Annotated in this window: 19 protein-coding genes; 5 read left to right on the top strand and 14 right to left on the bottom strand. The window is 66.2% G+C overall.

Annotation, left to right across the window (positions count from 1 at the left end; genetic code table 11):
• Positions 1-71: 71 nt before the first annotated feature.
• The 3 genes from HWX08_RS16550 to HWX08_RS16540 all read left to right on the top strand — a co-directional run bounded on the left by HWX08_RS16550 (position 72) and on the right by HWX08_RS16540 (position 3,124).
• A complete protein-coding gene (locus HWX08_RS16550) occupies positions 72-1,292 on the top strand; it encodes a helix-turn-helix domain-containing protein (protein WP_174920488.1) in 1,221 nt (406 codons plus the stop codon).
• A gap of 31 nt (positions 1,293-1,323) precedes the next feature.
• Positions 1,324-2,004: a Vgb family protein gene (locus HWX08_RS16545; protein WP_069258026.1), complete on the top strand. Its 681-nt coding sequence runs from the start codon at positions 1,324-1,326 to the stop codon at positions 2,002-2,004.
• Positions 2,005-2,140: 136 nt separating this feature from the next.
• A complete protein-coding gene (locus tag HWX08_RS16540) occupies positions 2,141-3,124 on the top strand; it encodes a DMT family transporter (RefSeq protein WP_174920487.1) in 984 nt (327 codons plus the stop codon).
• A gap of 67 nt (positions 3,125-3,191) precedes the next feature.
• Here HWX08_RS16540 and HWX08_RS16535 read toward each other — a convergent pair whose 3' ends face one another.
• Together HWX08_RS16535 and HWX08_RS16530 are read right to left on the bottom strand one after the other, a co-directional pair.
• Positions 3,192-3,515, bottom strand: a complete 324-nt coding sequence (locus tag HWX08_RS16535) for an RnfH family protein (protein ID WP_069256969.1) — start codon at positions 3,513-3,515, stop codon at positions 3,192-3,194.
• Between the two features lie 4 nt (positions 3,516-3,519).
• Positions 3,520-3,957, bottom strand: a complete 438-nt coding sequence (locus tag HWX08_RS16530) for a type II toxin-antitoxin system RatA family toxin (RefSeq protein WP_034188832.1) — start codon at positions 3,955-3,957, stop codon at positions 3,520-3,522.
• 98 nt (positions 3,958-4,055) lie between these two features.
• Between HWX08_RS16530 and smpB the strand changes: the two genes are divergently transcribed.
• A complete protein-coding gene (gene smpB / locus HWX08_RS16525) occupies positions 4,056-4,502 on the top strand; it encodes an SsrA-binding protein SmpB (protein WP_006478511.1) in 447 nt (148 codons plus the stop codon).
• A gap of 240 nt (positions 4,503-4,742) precedes the next feature.
• On the opposite strand, the gene HWX08_RS16520 is transcribed toward smpB, so the two are convergent.
• From HWX08_RS16520 to ppsA, 3 genes are all read right to left on the bottom strand, one after another.
• Positions 4,743-5,678 (bottom strand): SPFH domain-containing protein, encoded by a 936-nt coding sequence (locus HWX08_RS16520; protein WP_069256970.1) that lies wholly within the window; start codon positions 5,676-5,678, stop codon positions 4,743-4,745.
• A gap of 33 nt (positions 5,679-5,711) precedes the next feature.
• On the bottom strand, positions 5,712-6,146 hold the full coding sequence (locus HWX08_RS16515; RefSeq protein WP_174920486.1) for an NfeD family protein: 435 nt from the start codon (positions 6,144-6,146) through the stop codon (positions 5,712-5,714).
• Between the two features lie 145 nt (positions 6,147-6,291).
• Positions 6,292-8,691, bottom strand: coding sequence for a phosphoenolpyruvate synthase (gene ppsA, locus HWX08_RS16510; protein WP_069256972.1), 2,400 nt, complete (start codon positions 8,689-8,691; stop codon positions 6,292-6,294).
• A 376-nt stretch (positions 8,692-9,067) separates the two neighbouring features.
• Here ppsA and ppsR point away from each other — a divergent pair, with 376 nt between their 5' ends.
• The gene (gene ppsR, locus HWX08_RS16505; protein WP_011549549.1) at positions 9,068-9,883 is read left to right on the top strand and encodes a posphoenolpyruvate synthetase regulatory kinase/phosphorylase PpsR; all 816 of its coding nucleotides are present in this window, start codon (positions 9,068-9,070) and stop codon (positions 9,881-9,883) included.
• Between the two features lie 103 nt (positions 9,884-9,986).
• Here ppsR and HWX08_RS16500 read toward each other — a convergent pair whose 3' ends face one another.
• The 9 genes from HWX08_RS16500 to rseP all read right to left on the bottom strand — a co-directional run bounded on the left by HWX08_RS16500 (position 9,987) and on the right by rseP (position 19,435).
• Positions 9,987-10,769, bottom strand: coding sequence for a TrmH family RNA methyltransferase (locus tag HWX08_RS16500; protein ID WP_174920485.1), 783 nt, complete (start codon positions 10,767-10,769; stop codon positions 9,987-9,989).
• Positions 10,766-11,410 (bottom strand): ribonuclease HII, encoded by a 645-nt coding sequence (gene rnhB / locus HWX08_RS16495; protein WP_069256974.1) that lies wholly within the window; start codon positions 11,408-11,410, stop codon positions 10,766-10,768. Before rnhB ends, HWX08_RS16500 begins: the two co-directional genes overlap by 4 nt.
• Entirely contained in the window at positions 11,407-12,576 is a 1,170-nt protein-coding gene (lpxB, locus tag HWX08_RS16490; RefSeq protein ID WP_174920484.1) for a lipid-A-disaccharide synthase, read from the bottom strand. The genes rnhB and lpxB overlap by 4 nt, the downstream gene beginning before the upstream one ends.
• 3 nt (positions 12,577-12,579) lie before the next feature.
• Complete coding sequence (gene lpxA, locus HWX08_RS16485) at positions 12,580-13,368, bottom strand: acyl-ACP--UDP-N-acetylglucosamine O-acyltransferase (protein WP_069256976.1); 789 nt, start codon at positions 13,366-13,368, stop codon at positions 12,580-12,582.
• A gap of 58 nt (positions 13,369-13,426) precedes the next feature.
• Positions 13,427-13,894, bottom strand: coding sequence for a 3-hydroxyacyl-ACP dehydratase FabZ (gene fabZ / locus HWX08_RS16480; RefSeq protein WP_021159112.1), 468 nt, complete (start codon positions 13,892-13,894; stop codon positions 13,427-13,429).
• A 129-nt stretch (positions 13,895-14,023) separates the two neighbouring features.
• Positions 14,024-15,100 carry a UDP-3-O-(3-hydroxymyristoyl)glucosamine N-acyltransferase gene (gene lpxD, locus HWX08_RS16475; RefSeq protein WP_174920483.1) on the bottom strand — a complete coding sequence of 359 codons (1,077 nt, stop codon included), beginning with the start codon at positions 15,098-15,100 and terminating at the stop codon, positions 14,024-14,026.
• Between the two features lie 16 nt (positions 15,101-15,116).
• Positions 15,117-15,614 carry an OmpH/Skp family outer membrane protein gene (locus tag HWX08_RS16470; protein ID WP_069256978.1) on the bottom strand — a complete coding sequence of 166 codons (498 nt, stop codon included), beginning with the start codon at positions 15,612-15,614 and terminating at the stop codon, positions 15,117-15,119.
• A gap of 64 nt (positions 15,615-15,678) precedes the next feature.
• On the bottom strand, positions 15,679-17,988 hold the full coding sequence (gene bamA, locus HWX08_RS16465) for an outer membrane protein assembly factor BamA (RefSeq protein WP_069256979.1): 2,310 nt from the start codon (positions 17,986-17,988) through the stop codon (positions 15,679-15,681).
• 61 nt (positions 17,989-18,049) lie between these two features.
• Positions 18,050-19,435 (bottom strand): RIP metalloprotease RseP, encoded by a 1,386-nt coding sequence (gene rseP, locus HWX08_RS16460; protein WP_174920482.1) that lies wholly within the window; start codon positions 19,433-19,435, stop codon positions 18,050-18,052.
• Between the last annotated feature and the right edge of the window lie 2 nt (positions 19,436-19,437).

Raw genomic sequence — 19,437 nt, 5'->3', positions numbered from 1 at the left:
TGCCGTGTGCGTGGTGCTAGATTAGGGGCGGGCATCGGAACGGAGGGAGTGACAAGTGTGTCGGGATTCGGATGGATTCACTGATCACCGCGGCCGCGCGCGCACTCGCCGCCGGTGACGCGCTCGGCGCGCTGAACCGCGTCGCGCTGCGCGACGATGCGCCGGCGCTCGCGCTGCGCGGGATCGCGATGGCGCAGCTCGGCGATTTCGAACGCGCGCGCGCACTCGTGCGCGGCGCGGCCCGCGCGTTCGGCCCGAAGGAGGCCGTAGCGCGTGCACGCTGCGTCGTCGCCGAAGCGGAGATTGCGCTCGCGTCGCGCGACCTGCGCTGGCCGACACGCGCGCTCGATACCGCGTGCGCGACGCTCGACGCGCACGGCGACCACGCGAACGCCGCGCATGCGCGCTATCTCGGCGTGCGCCGGCTGCTGCTGATCGGTCGGCTCGACGATGCCGAACGACTGCTCGCGAATCTCGATCCCGCGCCGCTGCCGCCCGCGTCGCGCGCCGCGCACGAGCTGATCGCGGCCGGCATCGCGATGCGCCGCATCCGGCCTCACGCGGCCCGCGCGGCGCTCACCCGGGCACGCGCAGCGGCCCGCGACGCCGGCATCGCCGCACTGACGGCCGAGGTCGACACAGCGGCCCGCGTGCTCGACGCACCGGCCGCGCGCCTCATCGCGCGCGGCACGTCGCGGCTCGTGCAGCTCGACGAAGTCGAGACGCTGTTCGCGTCGAACGCGCTCGTCGTCGATGCGTGCCGCCACACGGTGCGCGACGCGCGCACGACCGTGTCGCTCGCGCGGCGGCCCGTGCTGTTCGTGCTCGCCCGCTCGCTCGGCGAGGCATGGCCGGCCGACGTGTCGCGCAACGCGCTCGTCGCTGCCGCGTTCCGCGCGAAACTGGCGGACGAGTCGCATCGCGCGCGCCTGCGCGTCGAGATCGGCCGGCTGCGCGCGGTACTGCGGCCACTCGCGAACGTGGTTGCCACGCCGCGCGGCTTCGCGCTCGAACCGCTCGGCGTACGCGAAACCGTCGTGCTGGCGCGCCCGGTCGATGACCGCCACGCGGCCGTGCTCGCGCTGCTCGCCGACGGCGAAGCGTGGTCGAGCTCCGCGCTGGCGCTGGCGCTCGGCGCGAGCCAGCGCACCGTGCAACGCGCGCTCGACGCGCTCGCCGAAGCGGACAAGGTCCAGCCGCTCGGCCGCGGCCGCGCACGCCGATGGATGACGCCGCCGCTGCCCGGTTTCGCGACGACCTTGTTACTCCCTGCCCCGCTGCCGGGCGACTAGGATGACCTCACCGAACGACGAGGTGACGAACATGAAACGCTCCAGTGCAGACATTCTTCGCGAATACGGCCCGTTTCCGGGCGTCGACGGCGTACACGGCGTCACCTTCGACGGGCAGTACGTGTGGTACGCATCCGGCGACAAGCTGAACGCGCTCGACCCGGAACGCGGCACGGCCGTCCGCTCGATCGACGTCGCCGCGCATGCGGGCACGGCGTTCGACGGCCGCCACCTGTACCAGATCGTCGAGAACCGCATCGAGAAGCTCGATCCCGAATCGGGCCGCGTGCTCGCGACGATTCCGGCCCCCGGCGGCGGCGGCGATTCGGGGCTGGCATGGGCCGAAGGCACGCTGTGGGTCGGCCAGTATCGCGAACGCAAGATTCACCAGGTGGATCCGCAATCGGGCGCCGTGCTGCGCACGATCGAATCGAACCGCTTCGTCACCGGCGTGACGTGGGTCGACGGCGAGCTGTGGCACGGCACCTGGGAGGCCGACCAGAGCAACCTGCGGCGTGTCGATCCGCGCACGGGAGAGGTGCTCGAGCAGGTCGACATGCCGCCGGGCGCCGGCGTGTCGGGGCTCGAATCCGACGGCCACGACCGCTTCTACTGCGGCGGCGGCAACAGCGGAACGCTGCGCGCCGTGCGCCGGCCGGCGCGAGCGCCGGGAAAACACGCAGGGGCAACGCCCGATTCGGCTGACGAATGAACCATCGGCTGCCGCGATCGCCCGCGCACGCGGCACGCCGGGATCTCGCCGTGCGCGGAGTGCAGGAATGAACAAGACGACGCGGGCGACCGCGTCCTAAGATGCGCGCTCGTCAGTCATGTGTTCGGAGCGGTCGATGCAGCGCGGTGTGATCTATGGTGTCCTGGCTGGCGCCCTGTGGGGCATGGTGTTTCTCGTTCCGCGGCTGCTGACCGACTTCTCGCCGCTCTTGCTGAGCGCCGGCCGCTATGCGATGTACGGCCTCGTGTCGTTGGCTGCGGCGCTGCCGGCCGCCCGCTCGCTGCTGGCGCGGCTGACCCGCGAGGATCTCGTCGCGCTGGTCAGGCTCGCCGTCGTCGGCAACGTCGCGTACTACATGCTGCTGTCGGGCGCCGTGCATTTGATCGGCATCGCGCCCAGTTCGCTGATCGTCGGCGTGCTGCCCGTCACGGTCACGCTCGCGGGCCTCGGCGACCACGGCGCCGTGCCGCTGCGACGGCTCGCCGCCCCGCTCGTGCTGGTGATCGCGGGCATCGTCTGCATCAACGTCGACCTGTTCACGTCCGAAGCCGCGCATGCGACGACGCTCGGCCAGAAGCTCGCCGGCATCGCATGCGCGGCGGGCGCGCTCGCGAGCTGGACCTGGTATGCGGTCGCGAACGCACGCTATCTGCAGCGCCACCACCATTTCGGCGGCAACGAGTGGTCGGTGCTGTGGGGTGTCGTGACGGGCCTGATCGGCGGGCTCTGCTGGATCGCGATCCTCGCGCTGCCGGCCGGCACGGTGCAGGCAGCGGTCCCGGCGTCGCGCTGGCAGTTGTTCTGGCTGCTGAACCTCGTGCTCGCGATCGGCGCGTCGTGGCTCGGCAACGGCCTGTGGAACGCCGCATCGAAGCGGCTGCCGCTCACGCTGTCGGGCCAGTTGATCGTGTTCGAAACCGTGTTCGCGATGCTTTATGCATTCGTGTACGACCAGCGGATGCCGCATGTGCTCGAAATCGCCGCGCTGGTGCTGCTGCTCGCGGGCGTCTACGGATCGGTGCGGCAACACGGTGACACGCCCGCCGGAGGCGATGCGTCGGGAAGCGCGCCGCCAAACGCGAACGCCGCGGCTCACTGAGCATCGCGGCGTTCGAGCGGGCAAAAGCGGGCGAAGAATCGTGGCGAAAATCGCGGGCCGGCCCGCGTCAGCGCGCGTCCTTGTGCATCCACTTGCGGCCCTCGATGGAGCCGTCGCGGCGCGACTTGTCGACGCGCCGCTGGCGCGCGAGCTTCGGATCGACGATCAGCGGGCGGTAGATCTCGACGCGGTCGTGGTCGGCGAGCGGTGCGTCGAGCGGCGCGAGCTTGCCGTACACGCCCGTCTTCGCGTGCGCGAGATCGATTTCCGGATGCAGCGCGAGCACGCCGCTCGCGTCGATCGCCGAACGAACGGTCGCCCCTTCGGGCAGCGACAACGCAATCACCGTCTGGCGATCGGGCAGCGCGTAGCAGACTTCGATCGACAGCATCGCGTCACCCCTTCCCGTAGCGCTGGTCGGCGCGTTTCACGAACGAATCGACGAACGTGTTCGCGATGTGGCTGAACACCGGCCCGATGATCTTTTCGAGCAGGATGCTCGAAAACTCGTAGTGCAGCGCGAATTCGATCTTGCACGCATCGGCACGCAGCGCCGTGAAGCGCCACGAGCCCGTGAACTTCTTGAACGGGCCGTCCGTGAACTCCATGTCGATCCGCGTCGGGCGCTGCTGCGTGTTGCGCGTCGCGAAATGCTGCTTGATGCCCTTGAAGTTGATGTCGATGCGCGCTTCCATCCCGCTCTCGTCCTGACGGCGAATCTCGACACCGCCGCACCAGGGCAGGAAATTGGGGTAGTCGGCCACGTCGGTGACGAGGTCGAACATCTGTTCCGCCGAATGACGGATCAATACGGTTTTCTGGACATCTGCCATAAATCGCGCGGCACCGCTCAAGGTGAGAAAGCAAGCCGGGCGATTACCGCCCCGCTTTGCTAAAATCGTGATTTTAAACGAGTTGGCCCGATCCTTTCATGAGCATCATCGACAACAGGAAAGCGCACTTCGATTATCACATCGAGGAACGCTACGAAGCGGGGCTCGTGCTTGAGGGCTGGGAAGTCAAGGCGCTGCGCGCCGGGCGCGGCCAGATCAAGGAAGGCTACGTCGTGGTGAAGAACGCCGAGATCTTCCTGATCGGCACCCATATCAGCCCGCTGCCCGAAGCCTCGACGCACATCAAGCCCGACCCGGTCCGCACGCGCAAGCTGCTGCTGCACCGCGAGGAAATCAAGAAACTGATCGGCAAGGTCGAGCAGCGCGGCTACACGCTCGTGCCGCTGAACTTCCACTACAAGGGCGGTCGCGTGAAGTGCGACATCGCGCTCGCGAAGGGCAAGAAGCTGCACGACAAGCGCGAAACCGAGAAGAAGCGCGACTGGGAACGCGAAAAGGCACGCATCATGCGCGCCGGCACCTGACGCGCGCGACGCGCTTCTCACACGACACGGCCCGCTCGAAGCGGGCCGTGTCGCTTTGGTGGGCTAGCCGAGCCTGGTGTGTGCCGGCTGCCCGGCGCGGCGGCCGGAGCGGCGAAGTGCCGCCACACCGCCCGGTTCGACTGAAGAAAGGCGCCGTCATCATCCGCGCCGCCCGTTGCGCGACGATTGGCCGCATACCGAACGCACGCGGCTGCCGCCGGTGCGCTGTGCAGGCCCGACTCAGCCCTTCCCGCCGGAAGCCGCCCCCGCAGTTTTGACGATCGTCAGCGCCGACGAGATCGCCGTACCGAGATCCGACAGGTTCGACGGCACGATCAGCGTGTTGCCCTGCTTCGCGAGATTCGAGAACGCGCCGACATATTGCTCGGCAACCTTCAGGTTCACCGCATCCATCCCGCCCTGCGACTGGATGGCGCTCGCTATCTTCTGGATCGCCTGCGCGTTCGCCTCGGCCACCGCCAGAATCGCGGCTGCTTCGCCCTGCGCCTGGTTGATCGCGGCCTGCCGCTCGCCTTCGGATTTCTGGATTGCGGCTTCACGCGCGCCCGATGCGAGATTGATCTGCTCCTGCTTGCGGCCTTCGGATGCGGCGATCAGCGCGCGCTTTTCACGCTCCGCGGTGATCTGCGCCTGCATCGCGTGCAGGATCTCCTTCGGCGGCGTCAGGTCCTTGATCTCGTAGCGCAGCACCTTCACGCCCCAGTTCGCGGCGGCCTCGTCGAGCGCCGACACGATGCTGTGGTTGATGAAGTCGCGCTCCTCGAACGTCTTGTCGAGCTCCAGCTTGCCGATCACCGAGCGCAGCATCGTCTGCGACAACTGCGTGATCGCAAGCACGAAGTTGCTCGACCCGTACGACGCCTTCATCGGGTCCATCACCTGGAAATACAGCACACCGTCGACCTGCAGCTGCGTGTTGTCGCGCGTGATGCAGATCTGGCTCGGCACGTCGAGCGGGATTTCCTTCAGCACATGCCGGTACGCGATGCGATCGACGAACGGCAGCACGATATTGAGACCGGGCGACAGCGTCGCGTGATAGCGCCCGAAGCGCTCGAGCACCCATGCATGCTGCTGCGGCACGATCTTCACCGTCTTCGACACGATCACGATCGCGATGACGAGCAGGACCACCCAGATGATCAGCGAATCCATGAAGTATTCCCTCCTTGTTGTATCGGCGGACGGTCAGCCCGCCGGTTTCGCCACGACCACGAGACAATTGCCGCGCACGGCACTCACCTGGTACACGCGCGCATCGTCGCGCTCGCCGTTCGCGAGTTCGACGTCCCAGTCGGCGCCGCGATACTGCACGCGCGCGCGGCCGTCACGCCACGCGTCGACCGTGACGGTCGCGCCGATGTCGAGATTGACGTCGGGATTCGTCGACGTGTCGCGCTTCTGCTTGCGGCCGAGCCCCGAGCGGCGCAGCACGACCATCGCGATGATCGCCACCGCGGCGGCCGCGCCGAACTGCACGTGCGGCGCGACACCGGCCAGTTGCAACAGCCCGCCCGCGAAAAAGCCGAGCGCGATCATCAACAGATAGAACGTGCCGGTCAGCAATTCGGCCACGACCAGCACGCCGCCCCCGATCCACCAGAACAGATGCCCCGAAATCATTGCGGTCTCCAGAAAAACATCGACGCGTACCGACAAATAAAAACACCCCGGTGCTTACCGGGGTGTTTATAGCATGAACCTTGCATTTTGCCTTCACCGAAGGCGCGACGGCGCGGCGCCTTCGGTGAAGATGCATTACCGGGCGTTACTTCCGGTTGGCGAGCGCCTGCCACGTATCGATGATCGTGTCCGGGTTCAGCGAGATCGACACGATGCCTTCGTCGGTCAGCCATTGCGCGAAGTCCGGGTGATCGGACGGGCCTTGGCCGCAGATGCCGACGTACTTGCCCATCTTGCGGCAGGTATCGATCGCGCGCTTGAGCAGGAACTTGACGGCCGGGTCGCGTTCGTCGAAGTCGACGGCCAGCAGTTCCATGCCCGAATCGCGGTCGAGGCCGAGCGTGAGCTGCGTGAGGTCGTTCGAGCCGATCGAGAAGCCGTCGAAGAACTGCAGGAAGTCTTCGGCGAGGATCGCGTTGGTCGGGACTTCGCACATCATCACGAGACGCAGGCCGTTTTCGCCGCGCTTCAGGCCGAACTTCTCGAGCAGGCCGACGACACGCTCCGCCTGCTTCACGGTACGCACGAACGGCACCATGATCTCGACGTTGGTCAGGCCCATCTCGTCGCGCACGCGCTTCAGCGCACGGCACTCCATCTCGAACGCCTGCGCGAAATCGTCGGCGATGTAGCGCGACGCGCCGCGGAAGCCCAGCATCGGGTTTTCCTCGTCCGGCTCGTAGCGCGAACCGCCGATCAGCTTCTTGTACTCGTTCGACTTGAAGTCGGACAGACGCACGATCACGGGCTTCGGATAGAACGCCGCCGCGATCGTCGCGACGCCTTCCGTCAGCTTGTCGACGTAGAACTGACGCGGCGATGCGTGGCCGCGCGCGACGCTCTCGACCGCCTTCTTCAGATCCTGGTCGATGTTCGGGTACTCGAGGATCGCCTTCGGGTGAACGCCGATGTTGTTGTTGATGATGAACTCGAGGCGCGCGAGACCCACGCCTGCGTTCGGCAGTTGCGAGAAGTCGAACGCGAGCTGCGGGTTGCCGACGTTCATCATGATCTTGACCGGGATTTCCGGCAGTTCGCCGCGCTGCACTTCCGTGACTTCCGTCTCGAGCAGGCCGTCGTAGATCTTGCCTTCGTCGCCTTCCGCGCACGACACGGTCACGAGCGCGCCGTCCTTCAGGATGTCGGTCGCATCGCCGCAGCCGACCACGGCCGGCACGCCGAGCTCACGCGCGATGATCGCCGCGTGGCAGGTCCGGCCGCCACGGTTCGTGACGATCGCGGCCGCACGCTTCATCACCGGCTCCCAGTTCGGGTCGGTCATGTCGGCCACCAGCACGTCGCCCGGCTGCACGCGTTCCATTTCCGACGGATCCTGGATCACGCGCACGCGACCCGCGCCGATCTTCTGGCCGATCGCGCGGCCGGTTGCCAGCACCTGCGACTGACCCTTCAGCTTGAAGCGCTGCTCGGCCTTGCCGCTCGCCTGGCTCTTCACGGTTTCCGGGCGTGCCTGCAGGATGAAGATCTTGCCGTCGCGGCCGTCCTTGCCCCACTCGATGTCCATCGGACGCTGGTAGTGCTTCTCGATGATGACCGCGTACTTCGCCAGCTCGATCACGTCTTCGTCGGTGATCGAGTAACGGTTGCGCTGTTCGTGCGGCACGTCGACCGTCTTCACGCGGCCCGGCTCGCCCGGCTGCGTGAATTCCATCTTGATCAGCTTCGAGCCGATCGAGCGGCGGATGATCGGGTACTTGTCCTGTGCGAGCGTCGTCTTGAACACGTAGAACTCGTCCGGGTTCACCGCGCCCTGCACGACGGTTTCGCCCAGGCCGTAGCTCGACGTGATGAACACGGCGTCCTTGAAGCCCGATTCGGTGTCGATCGTGAACATCACGCCGGCGGCGCCGACGTCCGAGCGGACCATGCGCTGCACGCCTGCCGACAGCGCGACTTCCGCGTGCGTGAAGCCCTTGTGCACGCGGTACGAGATCGCGCGGTCGTTGTACAGCGACGCGAACACGTGCTTCATGCGATCGAGCACGTCCTCGATGCCGACGACGTTCAGGTACGACTCCTGTTGACCGGCGAACGATGCGTCGGGCAGGTCTTCCGCGGTGGCGGACGAACGCACGGCGAACGACAGTTCGCCCGGCGAGCCGTTCTTCAGCACTTCGAACTGCGCGCGGATTTCCTGCTCGAGACGCGCCTGCATCGGCGCATCGACGATCCACTTACGGATTTCGGCGCCGGCTTCGGCGAGCGCCTTCACGTCGTCGATGTCGAGCGACTCGAGACGCTTCGCGATGCGGTCGGTGAGGTCGTTGTGCTTGAGGAAATCGCGGAATGCGAGCGCGGTCGTGGCGAAACCGGTGGGTACGCGAACGCCTGCTTCGGAAAGCTGGCTGATCATCTCGCCGAGCGACGCATTCTTGCCGCCCACGATCTCCACATCGGTCATCCGCAACTGCTCGAACGGAATTACATACGCCTGGTCCTTTGCGACGTTTGCTGCGTTAGTCATACAAGCCCCTAAGTGTGAAAAAAATGCTCGATTGCGCAAGTGGGCTCGAACGCGGGCGCTTGCAAAAAGGCGCGACGCGTCTTGCGCAACCTGTTGGATAAGCCTTCGCAGCGGCGGAAATCTTCCGACCCGATTTGCAAAAATCCCGGCAGAAGGGCGATATTTGCAGACAAATCGCCAAACTTGCCGGGAATTCCTGGAATCGCGCGGCAAGCCCGGGGCGCCGTTCGCGCCTCCGCCCCCGCAATTGCTTATCCAACAGGTTGCCGCTATTCTACCGTGCCGGCTGCCGGATGTGGCGCGACCTTGTCACTGCGGCTGGAGGCGGCCCTCCAGCCGCCCGCGCAACCGCCCTTCACGCTCGACGTCCAGATTCATGCTGCCTACCGTATTCATCGTCTCCGACGGCACCGGGATCACTGCCGAAACCTTCGCGCATTCGATCCTCTCCCAGTTCGACCAGAAATTCCGGCTCGTGCGCGTGCCGTTCGTCGACTCGCTCGACAAGGCCTACGCCACCGTCGAGAAGATCAACGAGGCCGCCGTGCACGACGGCCGCCGCGCGATCGTGTTCACGACGCTCGTCGACAGCGAGTCGAACGACATCGTCAAGCGCTCGAACGCACTCGTGCTCGACATGTTCCAGCGCTTCGTCGAACCGCTCGAACAGGAACTGGAGCTCAAGTCGAGCCACGCGATGGGCCGCGGCCACCAGAACGCGGACACCGAGGAATACAAGACGCGGATCGAGGCGATCAACTTCTCGCTCGCGCACGACGACGGCCAGTCGAACCGCAACCTGTCGGAAGCCGACGTGATCCTCGTCGGTGTGTCGCGCAGCGGCAAGACGCCGACGAGCCTGTATCTCGCGATGCAGTACGGCGTGAAGGCGGCAAACTATCCGCTGATTCCGGAGGATTTCGAGCGCGGCAAGCTGCCGTCGGCGCTGGCGCCGTACAGCGAGAAGCTGTTCGGGCTGTCGATCGACCCCCAACGGCTGTCGGAGATCCGCAACGAGCGGCGCCCGGGCAGCAAGTACGCGGCACCCGAGAACTGCCGCTACGAGATCAACGAGGCCGAGGCGATGATGCGCCGCGAAGGGATCAAGTGGCTGTCGTCGACGCACAAGTCGATCGAGGAAATCGCGACGACGATCCTGCAGGAAATCCGTCTCGACCGGCAGTCGTACTGAGCGCCGGTGTGCAGGCGGCCGTCCGGGCCGCCGCAGGAAACGAAAAGGCCGCGTCGATGAACGCGGCCTTTTTTCGTTGTGCGGGACATGCGCGCGCGTGGCGTCACGCAGGCCGCTGTTGCCGCACCTGCTCGAACAGGCACACGGCTGCCGCCGCTGCGACGTTCAGCGATTCCATCCCGCCCGGCTGGGGAATCGTCACGCGATGCGTGGCCGCATCGCGCCAGAACGCCGACACGCCGGCGCCCTCGTTGCCGAACACCCACGCGACGGGCCCCGCCAGGTCGCAGTCGTAGACCGCCTGCGCGCCGTGCGAATCGGTCAGTGCGATCGGCACGTCGAGCCGCTCGGCAAGCGCGGCCGCTTCGACGTCCTCGTGGATCGACAGCAGGAAATGCGCGCCCATGCCCGAGCGCAGCACCTTCGACGACCACGCGTACGCGGTACCCGGCGCGCAGAACACGTGACGCACACCAGCCGCCGCCGCGCTGCGCAGGATCGAGCCGACGTTGCCGGCGTCCTGCACGCCGTCGAGCACGACCGACGTGTGCGTCACGCGTTCGGGCAGCGGCTGCGCCGGCCGGTCGACGAGCAGCAGGAAGCCGACGCCGTTGACGACGTTCGACAACTGCCCGAACAACGCGTCGGGCAGCGTGACGATCCGCTGCGCATCGATGCGCGCGACGATCGCCTGGGCCTCGGCGTGGCCGAGCGCGCCTTCGGTCGTCACGCAGAGCTCGGGGGTCGCGCCCGTATCGAGGTACGCGCTCGCGAGATGGAAGCCTTCGAGCAGCGCCTGGCCGCTGCGGCGCTGGTGGGGCGTCGAACCCGCGAGCGCCTTCAGGCGCTTGTACAGCGGATTGTCGCGGGAAGTAATGCTTTTCATCGAATCAGGTCGAGCGCCGCACGGACCGGCGCGAACGAGCGCCGATGCGCTTCGCACGGGCCGTGTTCGCGCAGTGCGGCAAGGTGTTTCGCGGTGCCGTAGCCCGCATGCACGTTGAAGCCGTACACCGGGAAGCGATCGTGCAGGTCGACGAGCATGCGGTCGCGCGTGACTTTCGCGAGGATCGACGCGGCCGAGATGCTCGGCACGAGCGCGTCGCCGCTGACGATCGCCTCGGCGCGCACGGTCAGCGTCGGGCAGCGGTTGCCGTCGATCTGCGCGAGCGTCGGCAGCATCGACAAGCCTTCGACCGCGCGCTTCATTGCGAGCATCGTCGCGTGCAGGATGTTCAGCGTATCGATTTCGTCGACGCTTGCCGATGCGACGCAATACGACAGCGAGCGCGCGACGATCAGCTCGTACAGCGCGTCGCGCTTCTTCGCGGACAACGCCTTCGAATCGTCGAGCCCGTCGATCGGCTGCGCGGGATCGAGGATCACCGCGGCGGCCACCACCGGCCCCGCGAGCGGGCCGCGGCCCGCTTCGTCGACGCCGCAGACGATCTCGTCCGGGCGGCTGAAGTCGAAACCGCCCTGCCCGTCGCTCGACGCGCGGCGGCGGGGTGCGCGTACTGCGGTCATGCGCGCCCCTTGCGTTGTTCGAGCACGCGCACGACCGCTTCGGCCGCCTTCGCGGCCGTGTTCTGCCGCAGCGACAGATGCATTTCGGTGAATATTTCGGTCAACGTGCGGCGGTTCGCGTCGTCACGCAACTGCGTGAGCGTCGCATCGGCGAGCGCGTCGGGCGTCGCGAAATGCTGCAGCAGCTCGGGCACGACGAAACGCCCCGCCAGGATGTTCGGCAAGCCGACGTACGGCAGGTAACCCTGCCGGCGCATGATCTGCCCGGTCAGCCACGGCACCTTGTACGAGATCACCATCGGCTTCTTCAGCAGCGCGGCTTCCAGCGTGACCGTGCCGCTCTTCACGAGGATCGCGTCGGCGGCCGTCATCGCGACCTGCGAGCGGCCGTCGGTGATCGTCAGCGCAAGCTGCGGATGCGCGTCGACGAGCGGCTGCAGCAGTTCGCGCAGCGCGGGCGTGGCCGCCGGCATCACGAACCGCACGCCGGGCTCGCGCTGCTGCATCAGCGCCATTGCCGCGAAGAACGTCGGACCGATCAGCGCGATTTCCGAGCGCCGGCTGCCCGGCAGCACCGCGATCACCGGGCCGTCGGCCGGCAGCCCGAGCGCGATGCGCGCGCCGTGCGTGTCGGGTTCGAGCGGAATTTCATCGGCCAGCGGATGGCCGACGTAGGTCGACGCAACGCCGGCCTTGTCGAGAATCGCCGGTTCGAACGGGAACAGGCACAGCATGTGATCGACCGACTTCGCGATCTTCTTGATCCGGCCGCCGCGCCACGCCCAGATGGACGGGCACACGAAGTGGATCGACGGAATGCCCGCGTCGCGCGCGGCCTGTTCGACGCTGAAGTTGAAATCGGGTGCGTCGACGCCGATGAACGCGTCCGGCCGCTCGGCGAGCAACTGGCGCTTCAGCTCGCCGCGAATCCGCAGGATCTCGGGAATCTGGCCGAGCGCCTCGACGTAGCCGCGCACGGTCAGCTTGTCCATCTGCCAGTGCGAGTCGAACCCCTGCGCGATCATCCGCGGCCCGCCGATCCCGTAGTACAGCGCCGATTCGGGCAGCCGCTCGCGCAGCCCGCCGAGCAGCGACGCACCGAGCAGGTCGCCCGACGGTTCGCCGGCCGCCATCGCGAGCCGGAGTGGAGTGGTCGGAAGCGGCATCGCTTAGCGGATGATGCCGCGTTGCGACGCGTCGATGAATTCGACGAGCGTCTTCACCGGTGCATCGCCGTCGCCGCCCGCCGCCGCCAGCTCGCGCAACTGCGCTTTCGCTTCCTCGAGCGACAGGCCGTTCTTGTACAGCAGGCGGTACGCGCTGCGCAGCGCGGAAATCGCGTCGGGCGAGAAACCGCGCCGGCGCAGCCCTTCGACGTTGATCCCGTGCGGCTCGGCCTTGTTGCCTGCCGCGATCACGAACGGCGGAACGTCCTGCACGAGCGCCGATGCGCCGCCCAGCATCGAATGCGCACCGATGCGCACGAACTGGTGGACGCCCGACATCCCGCCGACGATCGCCCAGTCGCCGATCTCGACGTGGCCGGCCATCTGCGCGTTGCTCGACAGGATCACGTGGCTGCCGACGGTGCAGTCATGACCGATATGCACATAGGCCATGATCCAGTTGTCGTCGCCGAGCGTCGTCACGCCGCCATCTTGCACGGTGCCCGTGTGAATCGTCGTGAATTCGCGGATCGTGTTGCGGTTGCCGATCACGAGCCGGGTCGGCTCGTCCTTGTACTTCATGTCCTGCGGACGACCGCCGACCGACGCGTAATGGCCGATGCGGTTGTCCTCGCCGAGCGTCGTATGGCCTTCGATCACGCTGTGCGAGCCGATCGTCGTGCGCGCGCCGATCGTGACGTGCGGACCGATGATCGCGTACGGACCGATCTCGACCGATTCGTCGATCTGCGCGCCCGGTTCGACGATCGCGGTGGGATGAATCCTGGTCATGCGCCGTTGCCTCTCGATGTGATGTGTCGCGTTGCGTTGCCTGTCCGTGCCGCGTCGCTCAGGGCGCCACGTCGGTCGTCTTGACCGTGCACATCAGCTCGGCTTCCGCCGCCACCTTGCCGTCCACTTCCGCCACCGCCTTGAACTTCCAGATGCCGCGGATGTAGCGCTCGAACGTCACGTTCAGAATCAGCTGGTCGCCCGGTTCGACCGGGCGCTTGAAGCGCGCGCCGTCGATCCCGACGAAGTAGTACAGCGTGTTTTCCGGATCCTTCGGCTGCTCTTCCGAGAAGGTCAGCAGCGCCGCGGCCTGCGCGAGCGCCTCGAGGATCAGCACGCCCGGCATCACCGGCCGCTTCGGGAAATGCCCCTGGAAAAATGGCTCGTTGATCGACACGTTCTTCAGCGCTTTGATTCCCTTGTGCGGTTCGAGTTCGAGCACGCGATCGACGAGCAGAATCGGGTAGCGATGCGGCAGCAGCGTGAGGATCTTGTGGATGTCGAGATTGATTTTTTCAGTGCTCATGATGGTTCGTCTCACGCAGAGGCTGCGCGGTGGTGATGCAAAGGCTGAAGCGGGCCGGCGTGCGGCCCAGTCTGGCAAACCGGGCCGGTTGCGCTGGCCGTGCCCGGTTGAAGGTCTCGCATGATGCGCTCAGGCGTCCGTGCCGCCCTGGGCGGCAAGCGCGGCTTCGAGCGTCTTGATGCGCTCGCGCAGCTTGTCGAGGTTGCGCACGAGCGCAGCGCTCTTGTTCCATTCGCCGTGGTCGACGGCCGGAAATGCGCTGGTATAGATGCCGGCCTTCGGCAGCGACTTCGATACGCCCGACTTCGCGGTGATGATGACATAGTCGCCGAGCGTCACGTGGCCGGCGATCCCGGCCGCGCCGCCGATCATGCAATGGCGGCCGATCGTCGTGCTGCCCGCGATGCCCGCGCTGCCAGCGATCACCGTGTACGCGCCGATCCGGCAGTTGTGGCCGATCTGGACCTGGTTGTCGATCTTCACGCATTCGTCAATGACGGTATCCGCCATCGCGCCGCGGTCGATCGTCGTGTTCGCGCCGATCTCGACGTCCGGGCCGATCGATACGCCGCCGACCTGCGGGATCTTGACCCAGCTGCCGGTGCGCGCGTCGCCGTCGCCGACGAAATCCGGCGCGAAGCCGAAGCCGTCGGAGCCGATCACCGCGCCCGCATGGATGATCGCGCGCGGGCCGACCTTGCAGCCGTGGTACACCGTTGCGTTCGGATACAGATGCGAGCCCGCGCCGATCGTCGTGCCGCGGCCGACGAAGACGTTCGCGTCGAGCTGCACGCCGTCTTCGATCACGGCGCCGGCCTCGACCGTCACGTGGGGGCCGACCACCGCGCTCGCGGCCACCTGCGCGGCCGGATCGATCGTCGCGCTCGGATGCACGCCGGCAGCACGCTGCGGCGCGGCCAGATCGATGAACAACTGCGCGACGCGCGCGAAGTACGCGTACGGATTCGGCGTGACGATGAAATTATGGGGGCCGGCCGCGCCGAGCTTTTCCAGATCCTTCGGCGAGATCAGCACCGCGCCGGCGCGGGTCGACTCGACCTGCGACAGATACTTCGGATTCGCGAGGAACGCGAGCTGCTGCGGGCCTGCCTGGTCGAGCGGTGCGAGCCCGCTCACCTTGCACTGTGCGTCGCCGGCGATCTCGCCGCCGAACCGCTTTACGAGTTCCTCAAGCGTCAATGCCATTCGTCGTCTGCTCCGTTCAGTTCGTCGAGCCGGACGCGAGCGCCTTGAGCACCTTGTCGGTGATGTCGATGCGCGGGCTGACGTACACGGCTTCCTGCACGATCAGGTCGTAATTCTGCTGTTCGGCGATCTGCTTGATGACCTTGTTCGCCTTCTCGAGCACGGCCGCCAGCTCTTCGTTGCGACGCTGGTTCAGGTCTTCGCGGAACTCGCGCTGCTTGCGCTGGAAATCGGTATCGAGCTGCGCGAGATCGCGCTGCTTCTGTGCACGATCGGCCGCCGACAGCGACGTGCCGTTCTTGTCCAGCGAATCGGACATCGACTTCAGACGCGCCGCCAGGTCCTGCAGATCCTTGTCGCGCTTCGCGAACTCGGCTTCGAGCTTCGTCTGCGCCGCTTTCGCGGGCGCCGACTCGCGCAGGATCCGATCCGAATTGACCGCCGCGATGCGGGCGACGTCCTGTGCATGCACCGTCGCCGCGCCCAAGGCCAGCGCAACGGTCAGCGCGCACATCACTCGTTTCGAAATCTTACCGGTTAGCAAAATTACCCTCTCGTTGCTGTTGTCATGCGTTCGGTCAGAACGCCGTCCCGATCTGGAACTGGAATTTCTGGTACTGGTCGCCTTCATGCTTCTGCAGCGGGAAGCCGAGGCTCAGCTTCAGCGGGCCGATCGGCGAAATCCACGCGAGACCCACACCGTAGCCGTAACGCAGGCCGTTGGCGCCCGTACTCGTGCCGCCCGGCGCGTTGCCCCACACGTTACCGCCGTCGAGGAACGTGAACACGCGCAGCGTGCGGTCGTAGCCCGTGCCCGGCAGCGGGAACGTCAGTTCGATGTTGCCGACCAGCATCTTCGAACCGCCGATCGGGTCGTTCGTCTTCGTGTCGCGCGGGCCCAGCGAGCTCGGCTCGTAGCCGCGCACGGAGCCGATACCGCCCGCGTAGTAGTTCTTGAAGATCGGGTACGGGTTGCCGATACCGTTACCGTAGCCGCCTTGCAGGTTCAGGCCCAGGATGAAGCCGCGCGAGAACGAATAGTAGTACTGCGCCTGCAGGTCGGCCTTGTAGTACTGGATCTTGCCGACCGGCACGCCGTACTCCATGTTCGCCTGCGTGAAGTAGCCGCGGCTCGGAATCAGCGCGCTGTCACGCGCGTCGCGCGACCATGCGACCGTCAGCGGCACCGTGTTCGACACGCGGCCGAACTCGTTCACGTAATCCTGGTAGCTCTGCGGCGTGTTCGAATCGACGTCGAGGCGGTTCTGCTCGAAGCCCGCGCCGAAGTAGACCGTATCGACTTCCGAGAACGGAATGCCGAACTTCAGGTTGCCGCCCGCGCTGATGATCCGGAAGCTCGAGCTCGTCGAATAGTAGAGCGGCTGGTACGTGCGGTAGTAGACGTCCGTGATCCGCTTGATGCCGTCGACCGTGAAGTACGGGTCGACCTGTGTGACGGTCAGCGTGCGGTAGCTCTTCGCGGTGTTGACGTTCACCGACAGGCTGGTACCCGAACCGAACACGTTGTCCTGCGACACGCCGGCCGACAGCACGACCTTGTCCGTCGACGAGAAGCCGGCGCCCAGCGTGATCGCGCCGGTCGGCTTTTCGTCGACCTTCACGTTCACGTCGACCTGGTCGTTCGTGCCTTCGACCGGCACCGTCGTCACGTCGACGTTGGTGAAGTAGCCGAGACGGTTCACGCGATCCTTCGACAGCGCGAGGCGGTTCGAATCGAACCACGAGCTTTCGAGCTGGCGCATTTCGCGGCGCACCACTTCGTCGCGCGTACGCGTGTTGCCGACCACGTTGATGCGGCGCACGTACACACGGCGGCTCGGATCGACGACGAGGTTCAGGTTCACCTTGTGGTTCGCCTGGTCGATGTCCGGCTGCGCGTTGACGGTCGCGAACGCGTAACCGTATTCGCCGAGCTTGTCGACGATCGACTTGGTGGTCTGCTGCAGCTTTTCGGCCGAGAAGCGGTCGCCCGGCTTGATCTTGATCAGCTTGTTGAGTTCGGCTTCGCGATCGAGCAGGTTGCCCGACAGCTTGATGCCCGACACCGTGTACGGCTCGCCTTCGTGCAGCGTGACCGTCAGGTACATGTCCTTCTTGTCGGGCGAGATCGACACCTGGGTCGAATCGATGTTGAACTCGAGATAGCCGCGGTTCAGGTAGTACGAGCGCACCGCTTCGAGGTCGCCCGTCAGCTTTTCCTTCGAGTACAGGTCGTTCTTCGTGTACCAGGAGAACCAGTTCGGCGTCGACAGCTGCATTTCGTCACGCAGCGTGCTGGTGCTGAATGCCTTGTTGCCGATGAAGTTGATCTGGCGGATCTTCGCGCTCGGGCCTTCGGCCACCGCGAACAGGATCGACACGCGGTTCGCGTCGACCGGCGTGACCGTCGTCTTGACCTCGGCCGCGTAGAAGCCGCGCGTGAGGTACTGGCGCTTGAGCTCCTGCTCCGCCTTGTCGACGAGCGCCTTGTCGTAATAGCGGCCGTCGGCGAGACCGACTGCGCGCAGCGCCTTCGTCAGATTGTCCTTGTCGAATTCCTTCGTGCCGGTGAAGTCGATCGACGCGATGGCCGGACGCTCCTGCACCTGCACGATCACGACGTTGCCCTGCGTGGCGATGCGCACGTCGTTGAAGAAGCCCGTCGCATACAGCGCGCGGATTGCTTCGGATGCCTTGTCGTCCGTGAAGGTATCGCCCTGCTTGATCGGCAGATAGGCGAACACCGAACCCGCTTCGACGCGCTGCAGCCCCTCGATCTTGATGTCTTGCACCACGAACGGTGCCGCTGCATGCGCCGCGAGGCCGTGCGCGGCGAGCGCGGCCGCTGCAACTGTCTTAGGTACAAAGCGATGAGGTTTGAACAACATGCATCCCCAATATTTAGCTGCATCAAATCAGGCGACTGCCGAGCGGCGGCCGCCTGACGCTTCAGAAATGGATTAGCCGAGCCAGATCGTTGAACAGCGCGATCGCCGACAATGCGACGATGCAGATCAACCCGGCTCTTTGCAGAATCAGTTGCCAGCGCTCCGAGACGGCTTTCCCGGTCGCGGCTTCAACCGCATAATATAACAGATGCCCCCCGTCCAAAACGGGAATCGGCAACAAGTTCAGGACGCCAAGGCTAATGCTGACAAGGGCGAGGAACGACAGGAACGCCGACGGACCGAGCCGCGCGCTCTTGCCTGCGTAGTCGGCGATCGTCACCGGGCCGGACAGGTTCTTCAGCGACGCGTTGCCCGTGATCATGCGCCCGAACATCCGCAGCGAATACACGGAAATGTCCCACGTGCGGTGCACGCCGAGCCGCAGGCTCTCGATCGGCCCGTAACGCACGTCGACGGACGGCATGTTCATCGACAGCGCCGCGCCGATCCGGCCGACCTGCTGCCCCGATTCGTCGTCGCGCTGCATCTGCGGCACGATCGACACCGTCTGCGCGGCGCCATCGCGCTCGATCCGCAGGTCGAGCGGCTTGCCCGCATGGTGCTTCACGAAATCGATGAAACGCGACGCACCGCCGATCGGCGTGCCGTCGAGCGCGACCAGCTTGTCGCCGGCCTTCAGCCCGGCCTGCTCCGCCGCGCTGCCGGGCTGCACCGACGCGACCGACAGCGCGCCGCCGCCGGTCTCGAAGCCCAGATGGGCCATGAAATCGTCGTCGATCTGACTTTCGGGAACTTGGCGGAGGTCGACGCGGAAATCGAACGTCGTATTGCCGTCGCGCGCGCCGAGCACGATCTCGCGATGATCGAACGCGGCTGCCAGCAGCTTCCAGCGCAGGTCCGACCACGAGCGCACCGGTTCGGACTCGCCGCCCTGCGCGTCGCCCACCCGCGCATCGCGGATCGACACGATCGTCTCGCCGCCGTCGAAGCCCGCGCGCGCGGCCACCGTGCCGGCGGCCGGCGGCGCGACGATCGCGGCCGGCTCGGTCACGCCGGTCGCGAATACGGCGGAAAACAGCACGATTGCCAACAGGAAGTTTGCAATCGGCCCGGCCGCAACGATCGCGATGCGCTTGTAGACCGACTGGCGGTTGAACGCCTGACCGAGCTCCTCGGGCGCGATGCCGGGGCCGGGGTCGCGCTCGTCGAGCATTTTCACGTAGCCGCCGAGCGGCAGCGCGGACAGTGTCCACTCGGTGCCCGTCTTGCGGCTGACCCAGCGCGCGACGGGCTGGCCGAAGCCGATCGAGAAACGCAGCACCTTCACGCCGCACCAGCGCGCGACACGATAGTGTCCGTACTCATGCACGACGACCAGCACCCCGATCGCCACCGCAAACGCGATCAGTTCGACCAGCACGTTCATGA

The organism is Burkholderia metallica (genome assembly GCF_902832845.1).
GTDB classification, from domain to species: domain Bacteria; phylum Pseudomonadota; class Gammaproteobacteria; order Burkholderiales; family Burkholderiaceae; genus Burkholderia; species Burkholderia metallica.
The sequence above is the reverse complement of the archived record's forward strand: the minus strand, read 5'-3'. Positions and strand labels throughout refer to the sequence as shown.

What these genes read in the sequence shown, in the direction of transcription:
- HWX08_RS16535 (WP_069256969.1), bottom strand. Translation starts at nt 3,515, where the DNA reads ATGCTGTCGATCGAAGTCTGCTACGCGCTGCCCGATCGCCAGACGGTG.
- fabZ (WP_021159112.1), bottom strand. Translation starts at nt 13,894, where the DNA reads ATGAGCACTGAAAAAATCAATCTCGACATCCACAAGATCCTCACGCTG.
- HWX08_RS16540 (WP_174920487.1), top strand. Translation starts at nt 2,141, where the DNA reads ATGCAGCGCGGTGTGATCTATGGTGTCCTGGCTGGCGCCCTGTGGGGC.
- HWX08_RS16470 (WP_069256978.1), bottom strand. Translation starts at nt 15,614, where the DNA reads ATGTGCGCGCTGACCGTTGCGCTGGCCTTGGGCGCGGCGACGGTGCAT.
- lpxA (WP_069256976.1), bottom strand. Translation starts at nt 13,368, where the DNA reads ATGACCAGGATTCATCCCACCGCGATCGTCGAACCGGGCGCGCAGATC.
- lpxD (WP_174920483.1), bottom strand. Translation starts at nt 15,100, where the DNA reads ATGGCATTGACGCTTGAGGAACTCGTAAAGCGGTTCGGCGGCGAGATC.
- HWX08_RS16545 (WP_069258026.1), top strand. Translation starts at nt 1,324, where the DNA reads ATGAAACGCTCCAGTGCAGACATTCTTCGCGAATACGGCCCGTTTCCG.
- HWX08_RS16530 (WP_034188832.1), bottom strand. Translation starts at nt 3,957, where the DNA reads ATGGCAGATGTCCAGAAAACCGTATTGATCCGTCATTCGGCGGAACAG.
- ppsA (WP_069256972.1), bottom strand. Translation starts at nt 8,691, where the DNA reads ATGACTAACGCAGCAAACGTCGCAAAGGACCAGGCGTATGTAATTCCG.
- HWX08_RS16550 (WP_174920488.1), top strand. Translation starts at nt 72, where the DNA reads ATGGATTCACTGATCACCGCGGCCGCGCGCGCACTCGCCGCCGGTGAC.
- HWX08_RS16515 (WP_174920486.1), bottom strand. Translation starts at nt 6,146, where the DNA reads ATGATTTCGGGGCATCTGTTCTGGTGGATCGGGGGCGGCGTGCTGGTC.
- HWX08_RS16500 (WP_174920485.1), bottom strand. Translation starts at nt 10,769, where the DNA reads ATGAAAAGCATTACTTCCCGCGACAATCCGCTGTACAAGCGCCTGAAG.
- rnhB (WP_069256974.1), bottom strand. Translation starts at nt 11,410, where the DNA reads ATGACCGCAGTACGCGCACCCCGCCGCCGCGCGTCGAGCGACGGGCAG.
- ppsR (WP_011549549.1), top strand. Translation starts at nt 9,068, where the DNA reads ATGCTGCCTACCGTATTCATCGTCTCCGACGGCACCGGGATCACTGCC.
- rseP (WP_174920482.1), bottom strand. Translation starts at nt 19,435, where the DNA reads ATGAACGTGCTGGTCGAACTGATCGCGTTTGCGGTGGCGATCGGGGTG.
- HWX08_RS16520 (WP_069256970.1), bottom strand. Translation starts at nt 5,678, where the DNA reads ATGGATTCGCTGATCATCTGGGTGGTCCTGCTCGTCATCGCGATCGTG.
- lpxB (WP_174920484.1), bottom strand. Translation starts at nt 12,576, where the DNA reads ATGCCGCTTCCGACCACTCCACTCCGGCTCGCGATGGCGGCCGGCGAA.
- bamA (WP_069256979.1), bottom strand. Translation starts at nt 17,988, where the DNA reads ATGTTGTTCAAACCTCATCGCTTTGTACCTAAGACAGTTGCAGCGGCC.
- smpB (WP_006478511.1), top strand. Translation starts at nt 4,056, where the DNA reads ATGAGCATCATCGACAACAGGAAAGCGCACTTCGATTATCACATCGAG.